This is a genomic window from Blattabacterium cuenoti (assembly GCF_014251235.1).
Lineage (GTDB): Bacteria > Bacteroidota > Bacteroidia > Flavobacteriales > Blattabacteriaceae > Blattabacterium > Blattabacterium cuenoti_AF.
On sequence record NZ_CP059181.1, the window covers coordinates 547,708 to 573,026 of the forward strand.

Annotated in this window: 22 protein-coding genes; 9 read left to right on the top strand and 13 right to left on the bottom strand. The window is 25.0% G+C overall.

The window, feature by feature from the left end; translation table 11 throughout:
* Window positions 1-10: 10 nt before the first annotated feature.
* Window positions 11-739, top strand: coding sequence for a pseudouridine synthase (locus H0H78_RS02660; RefSeq protein ID WP_185850941.1), 729 nt, complete (start codon window positions 11-13; stop codon window positions 737-739).
* Entirely contained in the window at window positions 736-1,164 is a 429-nt protein-coding gene (aroQ, locus tag H0H78_RS02665) for a type II 3-dehydroquinate dehydratase (RefSeq protein ID WP_185850942.1), read from the top strand. The genes H0H78_RS02660 and aroQ overlap by 4 nt, the downstream gene beginning before the upstream one ends.
* Here the strand turns inward: aroQ and yihA are convergent.
* Genes yihA through H0H78_RS02690 form a run of 5 tightly spaced genes read right to left on the bottom strand, consistent with a single transcriptional unit; the run spans window position 1,131 to window position 4,790 of the window.
* Entirely contained in the window at window positions 1,131-1,742 is a 612-nt protein-coding gene (gene yihA / locus H0H78_RS02670; protein ID WP_185850943.1) for a ribosome biogenesis GTP-binding protein YihA/YsxC, read from the bottom strand. The two genes, aroQ and yihA, sit on opposite strands and share 34 nt — an antisense overlap.
* Window positions 1,717-2,493 carry an alpha/beta fold hydrolase gene (locus H0H78_RS02675; RefSeq protein WP_185850944.1) on the bottom strand — a complete coding sequence of 259 codons (777 nt, stop codon included), beginning with the start codon at window positions 2,491-2,493 and terminating at the stop codon, window positions 1,717-1,719. Before H0H78_RS02675 ends, yihA begins: the two co-directional genes overlap by 26 nt.
* Before the next feature lie 2 nt (window positions 2,494-2,495).
* Window positions 2,496-3,266 (bottom strand): ribonuclease III domain-containing protein, encoded by a 771-nt coding sequence (locus tag H0H78_RS02680; protein ID WP_185850945.1) that lies wholly within the window; start codon window positions 3,264-3,266, stop codon window positions 2,496-2,498.
* Window positions 3,256-4,518: a beta-ketoacyl-ACP synthase II gene (gene fabF / locus H0H78_RS02685; protein WP_185850946.1), complete on the bottom strand. Its 1,263-nt coding sequence runs from the start codon at window positions 4,516-4,518 to the stop codon at window positions 3,256-3,258. The genes H0H78_RS02680 and fabF overlap by 11 nt, the downstream gene beginning before the upstream one ends.
* Before the next feature lie 17 nt (window positions 4,519-4,535).
* On the bottom strand, window positions 4,536-4,790 hold the full coding sequence (locus H0H78_RS02690) for an acyl carrier protein (RefSeq protein WP_185850947.1): 255 nt from the start codon (window positions 4,788-4,790) through the stop codon (window positions 4,536-4,538).
* Window positions 4,791-4,906: 116 nt separating this feature from the next.
* On the opposite strand from H0H78_RS02690, the gene H0H78_RS02695 reads away from it, so the two are divergent.
* Window positions 4,907-6,514: a phosphoenolpyruvate carboxykinase (ATP) gene (locus H0H78_RS02695; RefSeq protein ID WP_185850948.1), complete on the top strand. Its 1,608-nt coding sequence runs from the start codon at window positions 4,907-4,909 to the stop codon at window positions 6,512-6,514.
* A 46-nt stretch (window positions 6,515-6,560) separates the two neighbouring features.
* A complete protein-coding gene (gene pdxA / locus H0H78_RS02700) occupies window positions 6,561-7,598 on the top strand; it encodes a 4-hydroxythreonine-4-phosphate dehydrogenase PdxA (RefSeq protein WP_185850949.1) in 1,038 nt (345 codons plus the stop codon).
* Between the two features lie 33 nt (window positions 7,599-7,631).
* Here pdxA and H0H78_RS02705 read toward each other — a convergent pair whose 3' ends face one another.
* Window positions 7,632-7,868, bottom strand: a complete 237-nt coding sequence (locus tag H0H78_RS02705; RefSeq protein WP_185850950.1) for a F0F1 ATP synthase subunit epsilon — start codon at window positions 7,866-7,868, stop codon at window positions 7,632-7,634.
* Between the two features lie 2 nt (window positions 7,869-7,870).
* Window positions 7,871-9,379, bottom strand: a complete 1,509-nt coding sequence (atpD, locus tag H0H78_RS02710; RefSeq protein ID WP_185850951.1) for a F0F1 ATP synthase subunit beta — start codon at window positions 9,377-9,379, stop codon at window positions 7,871-7,873.
* Window positions 9,380-9,479: 100 nt separating this feature from the next.
* Between atpD and H0H78_RS02715 the strand changes: the two genes are divergently transcribed.
* Both H0H78_RS02715 and H0H78_RS02720 read left to right on the top strand, forming a co-directional pair.
* The gene (locus tag H0H78_RS02715; RefSeq protein WP_185850952.1) at window positions 9,480-10,424 is read left to right on the top strand and encodes a bifunctional riboflavin kinase/FAD synthetase; all 945 of its coding nucleotides are present in this window, start codon (window positions 9,480-9,482) and stop codon (window positions 10,422-10,424) included.
* Window positions 10,425-10,528: 104 nt separating this feature from the next.
* Entirely contained in the window at window positions 10,529-13,096 is a 2,568-nt protein-coding gene (locus H0H78_RS02720; protein WP_238783750.1) for a PD-(D/E)XK nuclease family protein, read from the top strand.
* Here H0H78_RS02720 and leuB read toward each other — a convergent pair.
* The 4 genes from leuB to H0H78_RS02740 are packed head-to-tail and all read right to left on the bottom strand — an operon-like array spanning window position 13,080 to window position 17,396.
* Entirely contained in the window at window positions 13,080-14,162 is a 1,083-nt protein-coding gene (gene leuB, locus H0H78_RS02725; protein WP_185850954.1) for a 3-isopropylmalate dehydrogenase, read from the bottom strand. The genes H0H78_RS02720 and leuB overlap by 17 nt on opposite strands.
* Window positions 14,163-14,164: 2 nt before the next feature.
* Window positions 14,165-14,758, bottom strand: a complete 594-nt coding sequence (leuD, locus tag H0H78_RS02730; RefSeq protein WP_185850955.1) for a 3-isopropylmalate dehydratase small subunit — start codon at window positions 14,756-14,758, stop codon at window positions 14,165-14,167.
* Complete coding sequence (gene leuC / locus H0H78_RS02735) at window positions 14,758-16,155, bottom strand: 3-isopropylmalate dehydratase large subunit (protein WP_185851285.1); 1,398 nt, start codon at window positions 16,153-16,155, stop codon at window positions 14,758-14,760. Before leuC ends, leuD begins: the two co-directional genes overlap by 1 nt.
* A gap of 17 nt (window positions 16,156-16,172) precedes the next feature.
* Entirely contained in the window at window positions 16,173-17,396 is a 1,224-nt protein-coding gene (locus H0H78_RS02740; RefSeq protein ID WP_185851286.1) for a 2-isopropylmalate synthase, read from the bottom strand.
* A gap of 175 nt (window positions 17,397-17,571) precedes the next feature.
* Between H0H78_RS02740 and H0H78_RS02745 the strand changes: the two genes are divergently transcribed.
* A complete protein-coding gene (locus tag H0H78_RS02745) occupies window positions 17,572-18,948 on the top strand; it encodes a hypothetical protein (protein WP_238783751.1) in 1,377 nt (458 codons plus the stop codon).
* Between the two features lie 369 nt (window positions 18,949-19,317).
* Complete coding sequence (tyrS, locus tag H0H78_RS02750) at window positions 19,318-20,592, top strand: tyrosine--tRNA ligase (RefSeq protein ID WP_185850956.1); 1,275 nt, start codon at window positions 19,318-19,320, stop codon at window positions 20,590-20,592.
* Between the two features lie 2 nt (window positions 20,593-20,594).
* Here tyrS and era read toward each other — a convergent pair whose 3' ends face one another.
* Window positions 20,595-21,488 (bottom strand): GTPase Era, encoded by an 894-nt coding sequence (gene era / locus H0H78_RS02755; RefSeq protein ID WP_185850957.1) that lies wholly within the window; start codon window positions 21,486-21,488, stop codon window positions 20,595-20,597.
* A gap of 6 nt (window positions 21,489-21,494) precedes the next feature.
* Window positions 21,495-24,119: an ATP-dependent Clp protease ATP-binding subunit gene (locus H0H78_RS02760; protein ID WP_185850958.1), complete on the bottom strand. Its 2,625-nt coding sequence runs from the start codon at window positions 24,117-24,119 to the stop codon at window positions 21,495-21,497.
* A gap of 79 nt (window positions 24,120-24,198) precedes the next feature.
* Between H0H78_RS02760 and prfB the strand changes: the two genes are divergently transcribed.
* On the top strand, window positions 24,199-25,293 hold the full coding sequence (prfB, locus tag H0H78_RS02765) for a peptide chain release factor 2 (protein ID WP_185851287.1): 1,095 nt from the start codon (window positions 24,199-24,201) through the stop codon (window positions 25,291-25,293).
* Window positions 25,294-25,319 lie beyond the last annotated feature (26 nt).

Below are 25,319 nucleotides of genomic sequence, written 5' to 3' on the forward strand. Positions count from 1 at the left end.
AGACAAAGAAATGAAAAAAAAAGAAGAAAAAAAAATTATAAGATTAAATCATTACTTAGCAAATTCTGGTATTTCATCTAGAAGAGAAGCAGATAAATTAATTCAATCAGGTTCTATAGAAGTCAACGGAAGAATAATATCAAAATTAGGAACAAAAGTAAATATAAACGATAATATAAAATTTAATGGAAATCGTATTAAAAAAAAAGAAAATATGTATATCATTCTTAATAAACCTAAGGGTTATATTACTTCTACACGAGATCCACTTAATAGAAAAACAGTTATGAATTTAGTTCCTCATTTTTCCAACTATAGAATTTATCCTGTAGGAAGACTGGATCGTTTAACAACAGGAGTTTTACTTCTTACTAATGATGGTTTAATAACTGAAATATTAACTCATCCAAAATATAAAGTACAAAAAATATATCATGTATTATTAAATAAAACAATAAATCCTCAAGATTTAGACAAAATCAGAAGAGAAAAAATTTATTTAAGTGAAGGAAAAGTGAAAATAGATTTTATTTTATCTAAAAAAAACAGAATAAAAATAGGATTACATATAGGATGGAATAAGGTAATCCGACGTTTGTTTAAAAAACTTACTTATAAAGTAATTCAGCTGGATAGAATTAATTTTGGAGGATTTAATAAAAAAGATATTAAAATAGGACGATGGCGTTTTATAGATAAAAAAGAAGTAGAAAAAAAAATAAAAAAATTTATTTCATGAAAAAAAAAATAAACATAATTAACGGACCAAATTTAAATCTAATAGGAAGTAGGGAACCTAATTTATACGGAACTGAAAAATTCATGGATTACCTAAATAAAATAAAAAAGAAAAAAATATTTTCCAATATAGAAATTACTTATTATCAAAGTAATCATGAAGGAAAAATTATAGATATTTTACATATCATAGGTTTTCAATCAGATGGAATCATTCTTAATGCAGGGGCCTATACTCATACATCTTTAGGAATTGCAGATGCTATTAAATCTATTTCTACTCCAGTTGTAGAAATTCATATATCAAACATTCATTCAAGAGAATCTTTTAGAAAAAAATCATTTTTATCTTCCGTTTGTGTAGGTACAATTTTTGGTTTTGGATTAAAATCTTATGAATTGGGAATTCTTAGTTTTTCTTTATAAGAAAAAAGAATATTTTTAATATATTGCAAAATACTCTTTCTTCCATATTTTTTTGTTACCGACACTTGAAAATATTCAATATTCAAAAAAAATTCTTCCTCTATTTTTTTTTTACAGGAGTTTATATTTTTATTTAAAATGTTTTTATTTAATTTATCTATTTTTGTGAAAACAATACAGAATCTTATTTTATACATTTGTAATTTTCGTATAAAATATAAGTCTATTTCTTGCAAAAGAAACCTACAATCTATCAACAAAAATAAACAAAGTAAATTATTTCTCTTGTATATATAATCTATAATTAAGTTCTTTTTTCTTGTATGATGAAAAGTAAATCCGTATCCAGGTAGATCAATTAAATACCATTTTTTATTAATTAAAAAAGGATGAATATACTTTGTTCTTCCAGGTAAGGAAGAGACTATCGCTATTTTCTTTCGATTGGTAAGAAAATTAATTAAACTAGATTTTCCAACATTAGAACGTCCGGCAAAAGCATATTCAGGAAAACTAGAAAATAAACATTGATTGATGTTAACCTTACTTCCTTTAAATTCTACAGAATAAATTTTCACGATTAAAATCAAATTTTGATAGCCATTTTTCTAGAATGTTTATAAATCTTTTTGGATGTTCCATCATGGGTACATGTCCACATTTATCTATCCAATATAACTCTGAATGAGGCAATAATCTGTGAAATTCTTTAGCTACTTCTGGTGGAGTAACATGATCTTGCCTCCCCCAAATTAAACAAATAGGTTGTCGAATAACAGATAAATCTTTAGACATATTATATTTCATAGAACTTTTTGCTATATATAAAGTTTTTATTCCCTTTTTTTTATCATTTACAATATGAAAAACTTCATCTACTAATTCTTTGGTTGCTATTCTAGGATCATAAAATACTTCTTGAGATTTTTTTCTAATATATTCATAATTTTCCCTTTTTGGAATAGCATCTCCAAAAGCTCTTTCAAATAAACCTGAACTTCCTGTAAGTACAATTGAATGTACTAAATCCATCCTGTTTTTAGCTATAATCAAAGCTATATGTCCACCAAGTGAATTACCTATTAAGGTAGCCTTTTCTATTTCTATTTCTATTAATAGATTAATAACATATTTAGATAAACTATAAATATTTGTAAGTAACAAAGGCATCTTATAAAGAGGTAATCTAGGTATTATAACTTGATATCCTTTTTTTGGAAAAAAATCTAGAAGAGCATTAAAATTACTTAATTTCCCCATTAAACCATGAAGTAATATTAATGGATGCCCTGAACCTCTTCTCACATAAGAAAATTTCTTTATAAACATAATTATAATTCAGTATTTTTTTTACTTTTTTTTTGGATAATGAAATAGGCATTTTTAGCAGCCATCTCTTCTGAATTTTTTTTTGAAAGACCTCTTCCTATTGTTTTTATACCATATTGGTATATGGTCATTTCAGAAAAATAAGTAATAAGATGTTTATTCTCTTCTTCATTTTTAGTTTTTTTTTCATCCCTAAAAGTATTGAATTTTAAAATAAATTTATTTTTCTGAGACCATTCTATCACCCATACTTTATAACTAAAAATTTCCTTTTGCAATTTTGAAATATTCACATGATAATTTAATATTTTGTTATACACAAACTTTTGACAACCTTTATATCCTATTTCTAAATAAATATAACCTATTAAAGCTTCTAAAGTATTACCCAATATATTATCAGATATAATAGATTGATTTTTTTGAAAAATAACTTCCGTAAGAGTCATCTTTTTAGATATTTCATTTAGTTTTCTCCTACAAACTATTTGAGATCTAACTTTAGTTAATTCTCCTTCTTTTTTTTCTGGAAATTTTTCACATAAAAAATGTGAAATAATAGAGTTTAATACTGCATCTCCTAAAAACTCTAATCTTTGAAAATCTAAAAAATAGTTTTTATTCAAAGTTTTTTTTTTTGTATGATAAAAACTATAAATGAATACATCTTTTAAAAGTTTTTTATTTTTTGGTAAAAAACCCAATATTTTTTCTAATCTACTAACTAAAATAGAAAATTCTCTTTTTTTAAAAGTAGTATCTTCAGATGACATCTATTTTTTTAAATAAAAGACAAACATTATGTCCTCCAAAACCAAAAGTATTACATATACTAATATTAATTTCTCTTTTTATTGCCTTATTTGGAGTAAAACTAATTCTTTGATCTATTTTTTTATCCACTTGAAACAAGTTAATAGTTGGAGGAATCAATCCTTTACTTAAAGGAAGTATTGATGCAATAGCTTCTATAGCCCCTGCAGCTCCTAATAAATGCCCAGTCATAGACTTTGTAGAATTAATGGAGATATCGTATGTTTTTTCTTTAAAAACTTCTTGAATGGCTTTCATTTCAGCTAAATCACCTAAAATAGTAGAAGTCCCATGAGCATTTATATGGTCTACTTCGTTATATTTTATCCCTGCATCTTTTAGGGCTGTTTTCATAGCAATGACAACACCTTTTCCTTCCGGATGTGGTGTTGTAATATGATAAGCATCACCAGACATTCCTACTCCTCCTATTTCTGCATAAATATATGCTCCTCTTTTTTTTGCATGTTTGTATTCCTCAAGTACAAGACATCCAGCTCCTTCTCCTAATACAAAACCATCCCTATTCTTGTCAAAAGGACGTGATGCTGTTCTGTAATCTTCATTTCTAGTTGATAAAGCATGTAATGCATTAAATCCTCCAACTCCACTTTTTGTTATAGGGGCTTCAGAACCCCCAGTTACCATAACATCAGCTTTTCCTAAACATATTAAATGATATGCATCTACTATTGCGTTAGATGAAGAAGCACAAGCGGATACAGTAGCGTAATTCGGTCCATGAAGTCCATAATTCATAGATATAAAACCTGCAGTAATATCTATAAGCATTTTAGGAATAAAAAAAGGACTAAATCTAGGTTTTTCTCCACTATTTACATAATCTGATATAGATTTTTCTAAATTTAATAATCCACCAATTCCAGAACCCCATATAACTCCAATACGTTCTCTTTTTTCTTTAGAAAAAATTATTCCACTATTTTCTATAGCTTCGTAAGAAGCCACAATACCATACTGTGCACAAGGATCTATTTTTTTTTTATCTTTCTTATTAAAAAAAACATTTGGATCATAATTCTTTAATTCACAAGCAAATTTTGTTTTATGTTTTTTAGTATCAAAATAAGTAATAGGACCAACCCCATTATTTCCATTTTTAAGAGAATTCCAAAATTTTTCTACATTATTACCTATTGGAGTAATTGAACCAATTCCAGTAATTACTACTCTATTTAATAATTTATTCATCGAATAATTATTAATTTTTATTTTTGTTTGTTTTTTTCATTTAAAAGATCTTCTATAGCCTGTATAGATTCACTTACAGTGGTAATTTTTTCTGCTTTTTCATCAGAAATACTAATATTAAATTCTTTTTCAAATTCCATAATTAGTTCCACAATATCTAACGAATCTGCACCTAAATCATTAGTAAAACTAGAGGTTAAATGAATATCTTTTTCTTCAACACTCAATTTTTCGATGATTAGTGCTTTAACTCTTGATGCAAGATCAGACATAAAATCATAATTTTTATTTTATTTTATGATACAAAATTAGTAAACTTTTATAAATTTGCATTTTTATGGTAACAGCAATTAAATAATCACACGTATAACAATAGTAGATTAAGATTATGAGTTCTCTTTTTTTAGAAAATTATGGAATTTTGAATTCTTCCAACAAGAATCAATTAACCCCCGAAGAATTGCAAAATATAGTGATAAAAAATGGTATGGGTTTGGAAACCAGTTCAGGAGTATTAACTGTGAAAACGGGAACATTTACTGGACGATCTCCTAAAGATCGATATATTGTAAGAGATTTTATTACAGAAAAAAAAGTTTGGTGGGATGAAAAATTTAATCAGTCTTTTGATCCAAAAAAATTTGACAAATTATATCAAAAAATAGTTAAATATCTATCTGGAAAAGAAATATATGTAAGAGAGGGTTATCTTTGTTCAGATAAACGTTATCAATTAAATATTCGTTCTATTAGTGAGTATCCTTGGTCTGATTTATTTGTGCACAATCTCTTTTTCAGAATATTTAATAATAACCAAAAACAAAAAATATCACCAGATTGGTTACTTTTTTGCATCCCAGGTTTTCAAGCTGATCCAAAAACGGATGGAACACGTAAAGAAAATTTTTCTATTTTAAATTTTGAAAAAAAAATAGTCCTGATAGGAGGATCAGGATATACAGGAGAAATAAAAAAATCTTTTTTTTCTGTTTTAAATTTTATACTTCCTACATATAAAAATGTATTTCCTATGCATTGTGCCGCAAATATTGGTTTTTCTAAGAAAGATATAGCTCTTTTTTTTGGATTATCCGGAACTGGAAAAACTACGTTATCTAACGATTATAATAGAAGATTAATAGGAGATGACGAACACGGATGGACTTCTGATAATATTATTTTCAATTTTGAAGGAGGTTGTTATGCAAAAATATTAGGGATAACTAAAGAACAAGAACCTATGATTTACAAAGCCATAAAAAAAGGAGCCATGTTAGAAAATGTAGTTTTCAAAAAAGGAACAAATGAAGTTGATTTTTTTAATGATTCTATCACACAAAATATGAGAATGAGTTATCCAATTGATTTTATAGAAAATATAGAAAAGAAATCTATATCTTCCAACATAAAAAACATTTTTTTTCTTACTTATGATGCTTTTGGGGTATTACCACCCATCTCTAAATTAAATAAAGAACAATCTGCTTATTATTTTTTATTAGGATATACTTCAAAAGTAGCTGGTACAGAATTAGATATAAAAGAACCTATGGCTACATTCTCTTCCTGTTTCGGAGCCCCATTCATGCCTTTACATCCCGTTAAATATACAAAAATGTTGATAGAAAAATTGTTAAATAATCCATCCATAAATGTATGGATGCTAAATACAGGATTAATATCAGAAGTAGGTATAGGTAATATAGGAATACGTATTAAATTAAAATATACAAGAAAACTCGTTCAACAAGCTTTAAATGGTTTTTTTACTAAAAATTGTTACGATATATATCCTATTTTTAATTTTCAAATACCTAGATCATGTCCAGGAGTCCCCTCAGAAATGTTAAATCCAAAAAATATATGGAAAAATAAAAAAATGTATCAAAAACAAGTAGAAAATCTTGTAAAAAAATTCATCAAACACTTTTCTGTATATAGAAAATATGCTGACAAAAAAATATTATCTGGAGAACCTAAAATATTATTTTCATAAATTTTTTTCAAAAATACCAGCTCTCATTTTAATAAAAATTTAAATAATGAATTATAGTAAAAATAAAATTATAGTAGGTTTTTCTACTGGAGATCTTAATGGAATAGGAATGGAAATTTTTTTAAAAGTATGTGGAAATAAAAGAATGTTAGATTTCTTTACTCCAATATTATTTGGTTCTTACGAATTATGTTTTTTTTACAAAAAAATCCTAAATATTGATATAAATCACATAACAGAAATAAAAAATTTTAAGGAAATTGTAGATCGAAAAATAAATGTATTAAATGTATGGGAGGAAAATAATATTAGATTTGATTTAATTAATCTTAACAAAAATTCAGGAAAATACCCTATTCTTTCTTTAAAAAAAGCATCATATGCTTTAAAAAAAGGAGAAATAGATGTTCTTGTTACTGCTCCTGTTAATAAAAAATGGATGAATGATAAGCATTTTTCTTTTTTTGGACATACGGAATATTTGCAAAAAATTTTAGATGGAGAAGCTTTAATGATGATGATTCATGATTCTATAAAAATAGCATTGGTTACTAACCATATACCATTAAAAAATGTTACTCATGAAATTAACAAAAAAAAGATTATAAAATCAATTAAAATTTTACATAAATCTTTAATAGTTGATTTTTCTATAGAAAAACCTAAAATTGCAGTTTTAGGATGCAATCCTCATTCAAGTGATTGTGGATTAATTGGAGATGAAGAAAAAAAAAAAATAAAACCAGCTATCGATTGTTTATTTAAAGAAAAAGGATTATTAGTCTTTGGTCCTTATCCTCCAGATAGTTTCTTCGGTAATCAAAACTACCGTAATTTTGATGCGACTTTAGCTATGTATCACGATCAAGGTTTAATACCTTTTAAAACATTAACCTTTAATGAAGGCGTTAATTTTACAGCAGGATTATCTCGTATACGTACATCACCAGATCATGGAGTTGCTTATGACATAGCTAAAAAAGGAATAGCTAATGAAAATTCTTTTGAAGAAGCTATTTTTCATGCTATTAAAATATTTAAAAACCGAAAAGAATATATGAATATTATTACAGATAATCATTAATTCAAAATCTTTTGAATCAATTAAAATTAAAAACTATAAAATAATAAATACAATATTTTTTTCTACTTGCATAATTCCACATTTTATACTAATTGTAAATTTTATATTGTCTACCTTTTTCAAGGTTAAAATACCTTTTCCTAATAAAGAAATCAGTGTTATATGATTTTCTAATATTTGAAAATAACCATTTAATCCAGGAGCTATAATAGAAATAACAAATTCTTTTTTTATTAAAAATTTTTCTAAATTAATAATTGTTACTTCCATACTTATGACGATAACATTTCCTTTCCAGTTTCTATTACTTCCTCTATTTTTCCTTTTAAATTAAAGGCCATTTCTGGATACATATCCAATTCTCCGTTCATTATCATATTGAAACCTTTAATTATATCTTCTATTTCTACAAATTCTCCTTTAATTCCCGTAAATTGCTTCGCAACATGAAAAGGTTGTGAAAAAAAACGTTGAATACGTCTAGCACGAGAAACTACTAATTTATCTTCTTCACTTAATTCATCTATTCCTAGAATAGCAATTATATCTTGTAAAGAATTATACTTCTGTAAAATTTCTTTTACACGTAATGCACAATTATAATGATCTTTTCCTATAGAATCTATAGATAAAATTCTAGAAGTAGAATCTAAAGGATCTATAGCGGGATAAATACCTAAAGAAGCTATTTTTCTTGAAAGAACTGTCGTAGAATCTAAATGTGAAAACGTAATAGCTGGAGCCGGATCTGTTAAATCATCTGCAGGAACATAAACAGCCTGAACTGAAGTAATAGAACCATTTTTAGTAGATGTAATCCTCTCCTGTAAAATTCCCATTTCAGACGATAAGGTAGGTTGATAACCTACAGATGATGGAATTCTACCTAATAAAGCTGAAACTTCTGATCCTGCTTGAGTAAATCTAAATATATTATCTATAAAAAATAAGACATCTTGTCCTTTTTTTTCTCCAATAGATAAATCTCTATAATATTCTGCTAAAGTTAATCCAGATAAAGCAACCCTAGCTCTTGCTCCAGGAGGTTCGTTCATTTGTCCAAAAACAAAAGCGGCCTTAGATTCTTTTAAGGCATTTTTATCTACTTTAGAAATATCCCAATTTCCTTTTTTCATGGACTTCATGAAAGAATCTCCATATTTTACAATTCCAGATTCCAACATTTCTCGTAGTAAATCATTTCCTTCTCTAGTCCTTTCACCAACTCCAGCAAAAACAGAACGTCCTCCATGCCCTTTTGCTACATTATTTATTAATTCTTGTATAAGTACTGTTTTTCCTACTCCAGCCCCTCCAAATAATCCTATTTTTCCTCCTTTTGGATATGGACATATTAAATCTATGACTTTAATTCCGGTATATAATATTTCTGTATCCGTAGATAAATCTTGAAATCTTGGTGATGGTCTATGAATAGGTTTCTTTTTAGTTTTTTCTAAACTCCATAATCCATCTATAGGATCTCCTAAAACATTGAAAATACGACCATTTATTTCTTCACCTATAGGCATACTTATAGGAACTCCTAGATTTTCTGCTTCCTGACCTCTTCGTATTCTATCTGTTATATCCATAGATATACAACGGACACTGTATTCCCCTACATGTTGTTGAACTTCTAATATAATTTTACTCCATTTGGATATTTTTACGGATAAAGCATCGTAAATATTAGGAAGGTCGGATTTATTTTCAAATGAAACATCTATAACAGGTCCTACAATTCTAGTTATTTTTCCTTTTGATTTTTTTTGATCCATTGATACAGGAATTTAAAAAAAAAGATTATAAAATTTACAATTTTATTTATATTTAATCTTAATTGAGATGTAAAGGTAAGAGAAAAAAAAGAAAAATATTTTGAAAATTTATTCATTTATTGATGAATTTTCTTCCTTACTACCATGTGTTTTCACTCTTGGTTTTTTTGATGGTGTTCATAGAGGACATCAAAAATTGATTCAAAATTTAATTTATCAAGCAAAAAAAGAAGGTAAATATAGTTCTGTTGTATTGACATTCAAACCTCATCCAAAAGAAATATTAAATCCAGATAATCGATTTTTGTATCTAAATACTTTTTCTGAAAGAATATATCATTTACAAAAAACAGGAATTGAACATTTAATTATTCATCCTTTTACCATAGGATTTTCAAGATTAAGCACAAAATATTTTATGAAAAATATTTTGTGCTCCAAATTAAAAGTAAAAAAAATTATTACTGGATATGATTCACATTTTGGTAGAAATAGAGATGGATCTTCTCATTTATTAAAAAAATATTCTCATATTTATGGATATAAACTTTACCAAGTTCATCCATATAAATTAAAAAGAAGAATCATAAGCTCGACTTCTATACGTCAATCTCTTTTAAAAGGGAACATAAGATGGGCTAATGAAGCTTTAGGTTATTTTTATACTCTTTCTGGTTATGTGATAAAAGGAAAAGGATTAGGAAGATTATTAAAATTTCCAACCGCTAATATTCAGGTAGATAAAAAAAAATTAATACCAAAAAAAGGAGTATATGCCGTAAAAATTAATCTTTACAAAAAAATTTATCAAGGAATGATGAATATAGGTATTTGTCCAACTATTAATAAGATTAGTCATGAAATAAAAATAGAAGTACATATTTTTAATTTTCATCAAAATATTTATGGAGAAAAAATAGATGTTTTAATTGCTCAATTAATCCGTGAAGAAAAAAAATTCAAAACACATCATGATTTAATTAATCAGATTAATAAAGATAGAATTAAAATAAAAAATTTTTTTCAAAAAAATGGTTCAGTATAAACTTTCATATTTTGAAAAATGAAATAGATTTTTTTATTCAAAAATTTTTATCAAAAAATTTTTTAACCAAAAAACTAATTTTGGTGACTTCCGATAAAATTCTAATGGAAAATATAAAAAAAAAATTTAATAGAAAAACTACTAAATTTTTTACCATGGAAAAATTAATGGAAGAAATATCAGGTCTATCTTTTTTTCCTAAATCTTACATTCTTTTCTCTTGGTTTTATATGTTAAAAAAAGAAAAAAACCTCTTAGCAAAAAATTTTCATAATTTTTTTAAATGGGGTCCTAATATCCTTGATGATTTTCAAGAGATTGATTATAATTTAATAAATATTGAATATTTTTTTTCTTATATGATTTCTACAGAAAAAATAAAAAAATGGAATCTTAATCCTATCAGAAAAAAATACAAAGAAAAAAATCTTTTTTGGGAAGAAATATACAAATATTATAAACTACTAACTTCTCATCTTTTTAGGAAAAAAAAAGGATATCATGGAATGATATTTAGAAAGGCTTTCGATCGTTTACAAGATTTCGTTCAAAAAAATAAATTAGATACAAAAATTATTATAGTAAGAACAAAATTTCATTTACTTGCGAAATATGAAGAAATTTTTATTAAAAAAATTATTGAATTAGATAAAAATTTTATAGAATTATATAATCTACACGGTAATTCAATCAATAAAAAAAATAATACTAATCTGAATAATATTAAAATCATTAGTGTGACTAAAGAAATAGAACAAGTTAAAATTGTAGAAAAAATAGTTCATAAATTAATAAAAAAAGGACATAGTTTATCAAAAATTATTCTAATACTTGGAGACAATTATTTAATTTTTCCACTTTTATCTTTTTTTAAGAAAAATCTTGGAATAAATTTATCCGTATCTATTAATTATCCAATTAAAAATCTTCCTATTCATTCTACTTTTTATTACATTTTTCAATTTTTATTAAAAAAAGAAGAATTCAAAAATTTTTCTAAAAAAGATATACTAAGAATATTATCAGATGGATATATTAAGAAGTTTTTTTTTCAAGAACAACAGTCTTCTTTTATAAAAAAATTTAACATAGAAAATATCCATTTTTTTACAAGAAAAGAAATAAATCAATTTTTTTTAAAAAATGATTTAAATATTATTTTTCAAATAAATACTCATGATATAAAAAAAAGCATTCTTGGATTGGTTAAATTTATTAGAATTTTTAATAATTTTTTCTATATAAACACGGAAAAATATATGTTAGAATTGAAATTTCTTTCTGGTTTGGAGATTTATATGCAGAAAATTAAAATTTTAACAAGAAAAATAGGACATAAATATTTTAAAATTCAAGACTTATTTAATATTTATAAATTTTTTATAAAAAAAGAAAAAATTTTCTATAGAAAAAAAAATCCAGAAAGTTTATATTCAATAAGTTTTTTAGATTCTTTTTTTGAAAATTTTGAAACAACAATTATAACTTCTGTCAATGAAGGAATCATTCCTCCGTCCAATAATAAAACAGATAATTCTTTTATTCCTATTGACATACGTAAAAAATTTTTATTTTCCGAAGAAAATGATAAATTTTCTTATTCATATTTTATGAGATTATTGGAAAATTTTAAAAATGTTTTTTTGATTTATAAGGATCAAGCTGACGAACTAAATTCAGGAGAAAAGAGTCGTTTTATCCATCAAATAGAAATGAATTCCAATTTTTCTATAAAAAAGGAATCTAAAAAAACACCTATTATAGAACTTTATAATAAAAAAATTACCATCGTAATAAAAAAAACAAATTCTATATTAAAACGTTTATCTTACTTAACAAATAAAGGTTTATCTCCAACTTCGATTCTTTTGTACAATTACAATCCACTACTTTTTTATTATCAAAAAATACTTGGATTACAAGAAGAAAAAATTTCTACTAAACAAAAAATAGGTAAAATTATACATGAAATTCTAAAAATATTATATCATCCTATTAAATGGAAGTTGATAACTTCTAATCTTATTAAAAAAATGAAAAAAGATTATGAAGAAATAATAAAAAAAGTTGTTTCAAAAACAATTAAAAATTTTTCATTAGAAGGTGAAAATTTACTATTCTACCACATCATAAAGAATTATATAGAAAATTTTATATCATGGGAAGAAAAAATATTTTACAAAGGATATAAAATTCTTATCAAAGAAGTCGAATTTAGTATGTCAACTCAATTAGATATTGGATATAAAAAAGTAAATTTATACGGAATTATAGATCGTATTGATGAATGTAATGGAATAACACGGATACTTGATTATAAAACAGGTTTGTCTAGAGAAAAAAAAACCCATGTTACAATTAAAAATATTGAAAACATATTTCATGATCCAAATCATGGAAATACAATGCAATTGCTCATATACATTTATTTATGGTTTCAAACCAATCATCAAAAAAAAAAACCACCAATCATAGCTAATATTTCACTTGAGAAAGAAAAAAAGAATTCTATTTTCATAAAACCTGTTAATTTTTTTTATAGAAAAAAAGAAGTGGATATCACTTATGATAAATATAAAGAGTTTTTTCTTCCGTATTTAGTGAATAAAATTACAGAAATATTAGATCCTCATATTCCAATTATAGAAAAAAAAATCAACAATGAATTTTAATATATTTTTCTATGTAATCCCCTACTTCTTCAGTCGTGTAAGAACATTTTTCATTTGTCATTAAATCTGATGTACATATTTTCTCTTCCATAGAGCTTTTTACTGCTTTTTCAACAATTTTTTTTTCTTTATTCAATCCGAAATGTTCTAACATCATAGATGCTGAAAGAATAGATCCTAACGGATTTGCTATATTTTTTCCTTTAGCTTCAGGATAAGATCCATGAACAGGCTCAAACAAAGAATTATTTTTTCCTATAGAAGCAGAAGGTAACAAACCTAAAGAACCTGTAATTACACTCGCTCCATCTGATAAAATATCTCCAAACATGTTATCTGTTAAAATAACGTCAAATTTTATAGGATTAAGAAGAATTTTCATAATTGCATGATCTATATACAAAAATTCTAATTTTACATCTGGATAACAACTTAACCCAATTCTTTTTATTACTTCACGCCATAACCTAGAAGTTTCTAAGACGTTTGCTTTGTCTACTAAAGTTATTTTTTTTCGACGCATACGTGCTGCCTCAAAAGCCTTTTTTCCAATACGTTCAATTTCTTTTGTAGAATATATACAATGATCATAAGCTACTTTTTCATTTCTTTCATTTATATAAACACCTTTTTTTCCAAAATAGATTCCACCTGTTAATTCTCTATAAATAACAAAATTTATTCCTTTTAATTTTTCTTTTTTTATAGGTGATTTATCAATTATTGAATAATTAATTATAGGACGAATATTACAATATAACCCCATTTCTTTTCTAAGTTTCAACAAACCATCTTCTGGTCTCATTCCTCTTCTTGTATTATAATGATCATATTTTGGATCTCCTATAGATCCAAGTAAAATAGCATCAGATTTTAAACATTCTTTTAGTGTTTTTTTTGGCATAGGATCTCCTAATTTTTCTATAGATTTAACTCCTGATAAAACTTTTTTATAAGAAAAATCATGATCAAATCTATTTTGGATAGAATTCAAAACTTTTAACGTTTGTTTAATTACTTCCGGTCCTATTCCATCCCCTTCCATTACAACAATATTTTTTTTCATCTTCAATTAATATTTCTTTTATTTTCAAAATGTTCTATTTCTTTTCTCATAGAAATTAAAAAATCAATGTCATCATAACCATTGATAAAACAAATTTTTTTGTATGTAGAAATGCTAAATTTTTCAAAATATTTTGTGTTTACTATTTTAACAACTTGTTGGATTAAATCCACCTTAATATTCGTATTAGGTTCTTTATAAATTGTATAAAATAATTTTTTCAGAAATTTATCAGAAATCTCTATAACAAGTAATCCGTTATTTAATGCATTTTCTTTAAAAATATCAGCAAAAAAACTAGATATAACTACCCTAAATCCATAATCATAGATAGCCCAAACAGCATGTTCTCTACTAGAACCACAACCAAAATTTCTTCCTGATAAAAGAATTTCTCCTGAAAATATAGGATTATTTAAAACAAAATTTTTGTTAATAAATCCATCTTTTCCATAACGCCAATCTCTAAAAACATTTTCCATACATTTTTCTCTTCTTGTTTCTTTTAAAAAACGAGATGGAATAATTTGATCTGTATCAACATCTTCCATCAATAAAGGAACTACTTTACTAGTTATTACGGTAAATTTTTTCATCAGGAAATATATTTTCTAATATCCACAATTCTTCCTTTAATCGCTATAATTGAAGCAGTCAAAGGACTTACTAATAAAGTACGAACACCTGTCCCCTGTCTTCCTTCAAAATTTCTATTAGATGTAGAAACACAGTATTCCCCCATAGGAATTTTATCTTCATTCATTCCTAAACAAGCGGAACATCCTGGTTGACGAAATTCAAATCCAGCATTTTCTAAAATTTTATCTAATCCTTCTTTTTTTGCTTGTTTAATAACATTTTGTGAACCAGGTACAACCATAACTTTTACATGTTTAGCTTTCTTTTTTCCTTTTACTATGGACGCCACCATTCTAATATCTTCTATTCTAGAATTTGTACAACTACCTATAAAAATATAATTAACTTTTTTTCCAATTAAAGATTCTCCAGATTTAAAACCCATATAATCTAAAGATCTTTTTTTTTGATGATTATCATTAATTTTTGGAATAAAATGATGTATTTTCATCCCCATACCAGGCGTCGTACCATAAGTTATCATAGGTTCAATATCTTCGGAAGATAAAATGTATTCTTTATCAAATACAGCATCATCATCTGTCTTTAAATAGTTAAAATGTTTTTTGATAGCAAGATTTTTTCCTTTTAAAAAAGGATAGATAGATGTAGTACATCTACTAATGTAATTAAAAGTTATTTCATCTGGAGCTATTAATCCTCCTTTAGATCCCATCTCTATACTCATATTACAAATAGTCATTCTTCCTTCCATACTCATTTTACGAATAACATAACCTGTATACTCTATAAAATGACCAATTCCTACATCTACTCCTAATTTAGAAATTATGTATAAAATAATATCTTTTGGAGTCACTCCTTTTTTTAAAAACCTTCCTTTCAAATGAATTCTCATTTTTTTAGGTTTACTCAATAATAAACATTGACTAGCTAGTACCATGGATACTTGACTTGTCCCTATTCCAAAAGCAACACAACCAAAAGCTCCGTGAGTAGAAGTGTGGCTATCTCCACAAACAATAGTCATTCCCGGTAAGGTTAATCCTAATTCAGGACCAATAACATGAACAATTCCATGATTTTTATTTCCTAATTCAAACAATTCTATTCCATATTTTCTGCAATTATTTATTAATAAATCTACTTGTTTTCTAGATAAAGGATCTGAAATAGGCAAATCTTGATTTATGGTAGGAACATTATGATCTGCTGTCGCTATGATTTTTTTTGGACGAAAAACAGGAATTCCTTTTTTTTCTATTTCTAAAAAAGCTTGAGGACTAGTCACTTCATGTATATAATGTCTATCTATATACAGAACATCTATCTCATTAGATAATTTTTTTACTACATGAGATTCCCAAATCTTATCGAATAATGATTTTGATATTTTTATTGACATAAAAACTATACAACATTTAGCTTATTTTTTTCTACTATACTATGATCATTTTCATGATGAAATAATTTATCTTTCTCAAGATTAGCCTCTTTTAAAATTATCTCTAATTCTTTATCAACTATTTCTTTCTTTTTATCTGCATAATTTAAAAAAATGGAATAAACTAATTCTAAAGAATTCTTGTTTAAGAAGTATCCCAATTTTTGATAACGATAAGCTAAAGCCGCACGTCCACTTCTTGCAGTTAAAACAATAGAAAAATCATGAGAACCTACATCCTTTGGATTAATACTTTCATAAGTTTCTCTTTTTTTAAGAATACCATCTTGGTGAATTCCTGATGAATGAGAAAAAGCATTGATACCTACAATAGCTTTATTAGCTTGAACTTTCATTCCAGTACATTTCGATACTAAATCACTTGTTTGAAAAATAAGTTTTGTTTTTATGTTTGTAAATAAATTTAGATTTGGATTTTGATTGATAATCATCACTATTTCTTCTAAAGAAGTATTTCCAGCTCTTTCTCCTATTCCATTGATTGTACATTCTACTTGTTTAGCTCCATTCATAATCCCTGATAAAGAATTAGCAGTAGCTAAACCTAAATCATTATGACAATGAGTAGACAATTCTATCTTGTGAATTCCATGAACATTTTCCATAAGAAAACGAATTTTTTCACCATATTCTTCCGGTAAACAATATCCTGTTGTATCCGGTATATTAATAACTGTTGCTCCATTTTTTATAACATATTCACAAATTTTAGCAAGAAATATATTATCTGTACGTCCTGCATCTTCTGCATAAAATTCTACATCTTCTACAAATTTTTTTGCATATCTAACAGATAGTATAGCTCTTTCCATAATTTTTTCTCTAGTACTGTTAAATTTATAACGAATATGACAATCAGATGTTCCTATCCCTGTGTGAATTCTAGATTTTTTTGCATATTTTAAAGAATCACCTGCTATTTCTATATCTTTTTCTAAAGCTCTAGATAATGCACAAATAATAGGTTCTGAAATAGATTTAGAAATTTCTTGAACAGAGTAATAATCTCCTGGGCTGGATATAGGAAACCCGGCTTCAATAACATCTACTCCTAATAATTCTAATTTTTTAGCTATTTTCAATTTTTTTTGAGTATTTAACTTACATCCTGGAACTTGTTCTCCATCACGTAATGTTGTATCAAAAATCTTTATTTTTTTCTTTTCCATATCCATACTCTCTTCTCTTTCTTCTTTGTTGAATAATTTGGATCTATTTTCCAAACAAAACTATTCTTTTCCAAAAAAAAAGGAAATAGAAGAATGCATATATCTACAATTTATAATTAAATAAACTATTTTATAATAAATTGTTAATCAAATTGAATATAAGAATGTAATTACAATGTTAAATTCTAATAAAATAGATAATCTTTTTCTATTAATTCAATCTTTATCAAAGTCAGAAAAAAGAGTTTTTAAACTTTACGTGAGTCGTATAAAAAAAAATAATAAATCAAAATTCCTCAAACTTTTTGATGTTATGAAAAAGATGAATTTGTATAATGAAAAAAAAATTTTAGAAAAAACTTCTATAAGTAAAATACAATTATCCAACGTCAAAGCTTATTTGTACAAACAAATTTTAACTAGTATTAGAAATCAGTATTTTAAAGAGAGTGAAGACATTAAGATACGTGAACTTATAGATTTTTCTAAAGTATTGTACAATAAAGGTTTGTACAAACAAAGTTTAAAATTTTTAGAAAAAGCTAAAAAAATAGCTAAAAATATTGAATCTAATACTATACTTTTAGAATTAATAGAATTTGAAAAAATGATAGAATCTCAACATATAACAAGAAGTCTTTATTCTAAATCTACAGAATTATCCATAAAATCTAAAGAATTAATAGAACATGTACAATGTAGTAATTCTTTATCCAATTTATCTTTAGAATTATATGGTTTATATCTAAAAGTAGGTTATGCAAGAAATGAAAAAGATAAAATCTTTATAGAAACTTATTTTAGAACTAATATTCCAAAATACGACTTAAAAAAACTTAGTTTTTACGAAAAATTATTTCTGTATCAAGCTCAAGTTTGGTACCATTATATACGACAAGATTTTTTAATGTGCTACAGGTCTTCTTACAAATGGATTAAATTATTTAAAAATAACGAAAAAACAAAAAAAATAACTCCTGTAAGCTATTTAAAAGGGTATCATTATTTATTAAATACTTTATTTTATCTCAATCATTATTCTAAATTTACCAAATTTTTAAAAGAATTCGAGAAAGAAGTACAAAATAATAAAGTTATTTTGAATGGAAATACCAAGACATTGATTTTTATGTATAAGTATACGAATCGTATAAATAAACATTATATGGAAGGTTCTTTTTCAGAGGGAATCAAAAAAATAATACCATCCTTAATTAGAGAATTTAATCAAATTTTTAATCGTCTAGATAATCATTACATTATGATTCTTTATTATAAAATAGCTTGTTTGTATTTTGGAAGTGGAGACTATCGAAACACTATTCTATATTTAGTAAAAATTATGGAAAGTAAAGAAAAAAACTTACGTAAAGATCTACAATGTTTTTCAAGACTATTACATTTAATTGCTTGTTACGAAAGTGGATTAGATGAAAATTTGGATCAAAAAATTAAATCAACATACAAGTTTTTTATTCAAATGGACGATCTGTACATTGTACAAAAAAAAATCATGAATAAAATTACTTTATATATAAGAAATATGTTTTAAAAAAAAGAATTATAAAATAGGAAAAAATAAAGTGAATAAATCTTTGGTTTAAATTGTCAAAATCTAAATAAAAAAATATATAAATATTTATAAAATAGTTAAAAAAAATAGATATAAAATATAGACTATATTTATTCTTAGTTATAGATAATAAAGAAAAAAAGAAAAAAAAACTACTTATTGGTAATAAGAAAATATATATTTTTAATACATTGAAATTGTTTTCAAGTAAAAAATAAAAAAGGATATGAATACATGCAAAAAAAGTAATTATAAAATTATATAGTATAATTTTTCTAATCATCATGAAAAAATTCATACAAAAATAAAAAAAATTAAAATCATGTATAATTATTCTTAATTTTTCACATGAAGAAAAATATTATTGATGAACTATCATGGAGAGGTTTAATAACAAATAAAGTTCCTGGTGTAGAAAAAGAATTAAAAAAAAGGACGACTATATATCTTGGTTTTGATCCAACATCAGATTCTTTACACTTAGGAAGTTTGCTCCCTATTATCATATTAATCCATTTTCAAAAAATGGGACATAAACTTTTGGTAATAATAGGAGGAGCTACAGGAATGATAGGAGATCCATCAGAAAGAAAGAATCAGAGATTATTTCTTAATCAAGAGACTATACAAAAGAATATAGAATCTATAAAAAAACAATTATCTAAATTGTTAGGTTTTTACTCGGTAGAGTTTGAACTATTAAATAATATAAATTGGATAAAAAAAATTTCACTTTTAGAATTTATACGAAATGTAGGAAAACATATTACAGTAAATAATATGATATCTAAAGACTCTGTAAAAAAACGGATAAATCACGGAATGTCTTTCACTGAATTGACTTATTCTCTTATTCAAGGATATGATTTTTTATATTTAAATATGAAGAAAAATTGTCTATTGCAAGTAGGTGGATCAGACCAATGGGGAAACATAATCACTGGAATAGAGATAATTAGAAAAGAGACAGGAAAAAAAGCATATGGTATTACTTTTCCATTAATAACAAAATCTAATGGAGTAAAATTTGGAAAAAGTGAAAAAGGAGAGAACATATGGTTAGATGAAAAACGAACATCCCCCTTCCTTTTTTATCAATTTTGGATGAATATATCCGATACAGAAATAGAAAATTTTATTAAAATTTATACTTTTTATTCCAAGGAAAGTATAGAAAAATATATTCTGAAACATAGAGAAAACCCTGAAAAAAGATCTTTACAAAAAAAAGTTGCATCAGAAATAATCAAGTGGATTCATGGAAAAAAAGTTTATAAAAAAGTAATAGAGATAACTAATATTTTATTCTGTAAAAAATATATAGATAAAAAACTATTTACTTTAGATGAAAGAAAATTATTTTCCATATACGAAAATATACCACATTTACTTGTATCTCATAAAGAATTAAAAAAAGGAATATTTCTGTTAGACCTTTTAAAAAAGGTCAATTTTTTTTCCTCTAAAAACAAAGCAAATAAAGCTTTAAAAGCTAATTCTATTTTTATAAACAAAAAATCCATAAAAAAAAACATTCTTATTCAAGAAAAAGATATGATTAGAAAAAAATATATTCTTTTCCAATTTGGAAAAAAAAATTTTTTTATTGTAAAATTTGAATAAATTTAATAACCAAAATTTTTTAATTTTTGATAATCTGATCTCCAATTTTTACATACTTTTACATTCAATTTTAAAATGACTTTTTTATGAAAAAAAAATTCTATTCCTTTTTTCGATAAATTGATTAATTTTTTTATATATCTTCCTTTAGATCCAATTAAAATAAATTTTTGAGAAATTCTTTCTACATATATAGAAGAATATATGCATATGCATATATGATTTTCTTTAAAGTCGTCTGTTATTATCTCTACAGAATAAGGAATTTCTTTTTTGTATATTGAAAATATTTTTTCTCTTATTATTTCATTAACAAAAAAACGTTCTGATCTATTACTCAACCATCCTTTAGGATAAAAAGGAGGGTGTTCATCTAACAAACCTGATATTTTATTCATTAATAAATCTATATTTATATTTTTTAATGCTGATATTGGTAATATTTCTGATTTAGGAAAAATATCATTCCAATAATCTATTGTTTTATACAATAAACTTTCATCATATTCTTTTCCAAGTCTATCCATCTTGTTAATCAAAACAATAAAATTTTTATTTTTCTTCATATAATTTAAAAAAAATGAATACTTATTGAATACATTTAATTTTCCTATTTCTGTTATAAATAAGATAATATCAGATCCATCTAATGATTTTTCTACATATTTCATCATAATTTTTTGCATAGGATATGCTGGTTTTATAATTAAACCAGGTGTATCAGAAAAAATAATTTGAAAATTAGTTTTATCAACTATTCCTAATATTCTATGACGAGTTGTTTGTGGTTTATTTGTAATTATAGATATATTTTTACCAACAAGAGAATTCATTAATGTAGATTTTCCTACATTAGGTAATCCTATAATATTAACAAATCCAGATTTATGAATCACTTTTATTTATTTTATATCTATGGATTCTGTTTTTCTAAATACAATTCCTTTTTCTTTAAAAAAATCAACTAAAATATGATTATTATCATGGATTTTTCCCTGTAATATTTCTTTAGAAAGATTATTTAATATCTCATGTTGTATAACCCTTTTTAAAGGTCTTGCTCCAAAATGAGGATCATAACCCTTTTTTGACAAAAAATCTATAACTTCATTAGTTGCCTTTATTTGAATATTTCTATTCGATAATAATTTTCCAAATTTTTTCATTTGTAATCTTACAATATCTTTAATTTCTTTTCTAGATAAAGGTTTAAACAAAATAATCTCATCAATTCTATTAATAAATTCAGGTCTTACTTTATTTTTTAATAAATCAATTAAAATTTTTTTTGTGTTTTCGATTTTATTAAATGTGGTTTTTTCATCTAAATATTTTTGAATAATGTCTGAACCTATATTTGAAGTCATTATTATAATTGTATTAGTAAAATTAACTGTACGACCTTTATTATCAGTTAATCTTCCATCATCTAATACTTGTAAAAGTATATTAAATATATCCAAATTAGCTTTTTCTATTTCGTCTAATAAAATAACAGAATAAGGTTTATGACGGATTGCTTCTGTCAATTGTCCGCTTTCTTCATATCCGATATATCCAGGAGGAGAACCTATAAGTTTACTAATAGAATGGCGTTCTTGAAATTCACTCATATCTATACGTACTATATGATTTTCATCGTCAAATAAATATTCAGCTAATGTTTTTGCTAATTCTGTTTTTCCAACTCCTGTACTCCCCATAAAAAGAAAAGATCCTATAGGTTTTTTTTCATCTTGAAGTCCTGTTCTAGAACGTCTAATTGCGTTTGATACAGATTCTATTGCTTCATTTTGACCTATAATCCTCTTGTGTAATTCCTTTTCTAAAAATAATAATTTTTCTCTTTCACTTTGCAACATTTTAGTAATTGGAATTCCTGTCCACTTGGATATAACAAGAGCTATATCTTCTTTTGATACTTCTTCTTGAATCATTTTTTTTCCTTCATTTTCCTGTTTTTTTAATTCTATTTCATAAAATTTAACTTTATTCTCTTCTTCTTTAATTTTTCCATATCTTAATTCTGCTACTTTTCCATAATTTCCTGATCTTTCTGCTTGTTCCGCTTCAAACTTAAAATTTTCTATTTTTTCTTTAGATTTTTGTATACCATCTACTAAATCTTTTTCTTTTTTCCATTGTAATTGTAATAAATTTCTTTCTTCATTTAGTTTAGATAATTCTTCTTTTAATAAAATCAATTTTTTTTCATCGTTTTCTCTCTTTATAGCTTCTATTTGTATTTCTTTTTGCATAATTTTTCTATGCAATACATCTAATTCTTCTGGTTCGGAATCTATTTCTATTCTAAGTTTTGAGGCTGCTTCATCTATAAGATCAATTGCTTTATCAGGTAAAAATCGTTCGTTAATATAACGATTAGATAATTCTACCGAAGCAATAATGGATTCATCTTTTATTCTAACTTTATGATAACTTTCATATTTTTCTTTTATTCCACGTAATATAGATATAGCATCGCATATAGAAGGTTCATCAACATAAACTTGTTGAAATCTTCTTTCTAATGCTTTATCTACTCTAAAATATTTTTGATACTCATTTAATGTTGTAGCTCCTATAGCACGAAGTTCTCCTCTTGCCAATGCTGGTTTCAAAATATTTGCGGCATCCATAGATCCTTCGACTCTACCAGCTCCTACCAATGTATGTATTTCATCAATAAATAATATTATTTCTCCATCAGAAGAAGAGACTTCTTTTACTACAGATTTTAGACGTTCTTCAAATTCTCCTTTATATTTAGCTCCAGCAATAAGAGATGCCATATCTAAAGAAAAAATTTTTTTCTTTTTTAAATTATCCGGAATATCACGATTAATAATTCTATGAGCTAAACCTTCAGCAATCGCAGTTTTTCCTACACCCGCTTCTCCAATAAGAATAGGATTATTTTTTGTTCTTCTAGATAAAATTTGTAAAACTCTACGTATTTCTTCATCACGTCCAATAACAGGATCCAATTTTCCATTTAAAGCCCATTCATTAAGATTTTTTGCATATTTTTCTAAAGAATTGTATACATTATTTTCCTCTGTTTGTAAAATAATATTTCCATTTTTTTTTCTAATATCTTCGATCAAATTTTTTATTTTATTTTCTGTAATTCCTTGATATTTTAATAATTGAGAAATTTGATCATCCGTCATAAAAATACCATAAAAAATATGTTCAATAGAAATAAATTCGTCTCTTATCTTTTTTGCATAATTTTTCGCTATATTTAACATTTTTATTACTTGATGACTTAAATGTTGTTGAGATTGAATTTTACCACTAATAACTCTAGGATAACAAGATATTAATCTGTCTATTGCATTAATAACTATTTGACGGTCAATATTTAATCTTTTCAAAAAAAAAGAAATAATATTTTCTTTCTTATATAGAATTGCTTTTAAAATATGAGAATTTTCTATTAATGTTTGATTGTTATTAATAGCAATATTTTGTGCTTCTTGTATTATTTCTTTAGTTTTTATAGTTAATTTATTGAAATTCATACTTATTTTTTTACATATTTCGAAATATAAAAAAAAACTTACATAAGCAAAATAAATATTTTTTATGAAAATCAGTAGGATGATAAAAAAAGAAGAAATACAATCAATTTCAGATAGAATTCACAAACTAAAAGAAATTCTTGACATAGAAAATATAAAAAAGTTTATAGAAAAGGAACAAGAAAAAATTTCAAATCCTAATTTTTGGAAAAAAATAAGAAACGCTCAAGGTTATACAAAACGCTTACATGCCATGAAAACATGTATGAATAATTTTTATCAATTAAAAAACGCTTTAGAAGAATTAGAAATTTTATTTTCACTTTCTAAAGAAGAAGACCTTGAAAAGGAACTTCAAATTCAATTAGGTAAAACTAAAAAATTACTCTATAACATGGAATTAAAGAATTTATTTTCGGATAAAGAAGATATTCTTCATGCTGTTTTACAAATCTCTTCTGGAGCAGGAGGAACGGAAAGTTGTGAATGGACTTCTATGTTAATGAGAATGTATATCATATGGTCTGAAAAGAAAGATTTTTCTGTTAAAAATATTCATCATATTCCTGGAGATATAGCAGGATTAAAAACCGTTACTTTAGAGATTAGTGGAATGTATGCTTTTGGATATCTAAAAGGAGAAAATGGTGTTCATCGATTAATACGTATCTCCCCATTTGATAACAATTCAAAACGTCATACCTCATTTTCTTCTGTTTATGTTTATCCTCTGGTAGACAAAAATACAAATATTTATATAAAAGACTCCGATCTACAATGGGATACTTTTCGTTCTGGTGGATCTGGAGGACAAAATGTCAATAAAGTAGAAACAGGAGTTAGATTACGTCATAATCCCACCGGTATAATTATTGAGAATACAGAAACTCGTTCGCAAATACAAAACAGAAAAAAAGCCTTACAACTTCTAAAATCTAGATTATTTGAAATAGAAATCAAAAAAAAAAACGAAAAAAAAAATCAAATAGAATCTGATAAAAAAAAAATAGAATGGGGATCTCAAATACGAAATTATATCATGCATCCTTATAAACTAGTAAAAGACTTACGTACAGGTCATGAGACATCCAACATTCACTCTGTAATGAATGGAGAAATAGATATTTTTTTAAAAAAATTTTTAATTTACAATAAAAAAGGAAAAATTTATTAACCATAAAATTAAATTTTTATTAATCT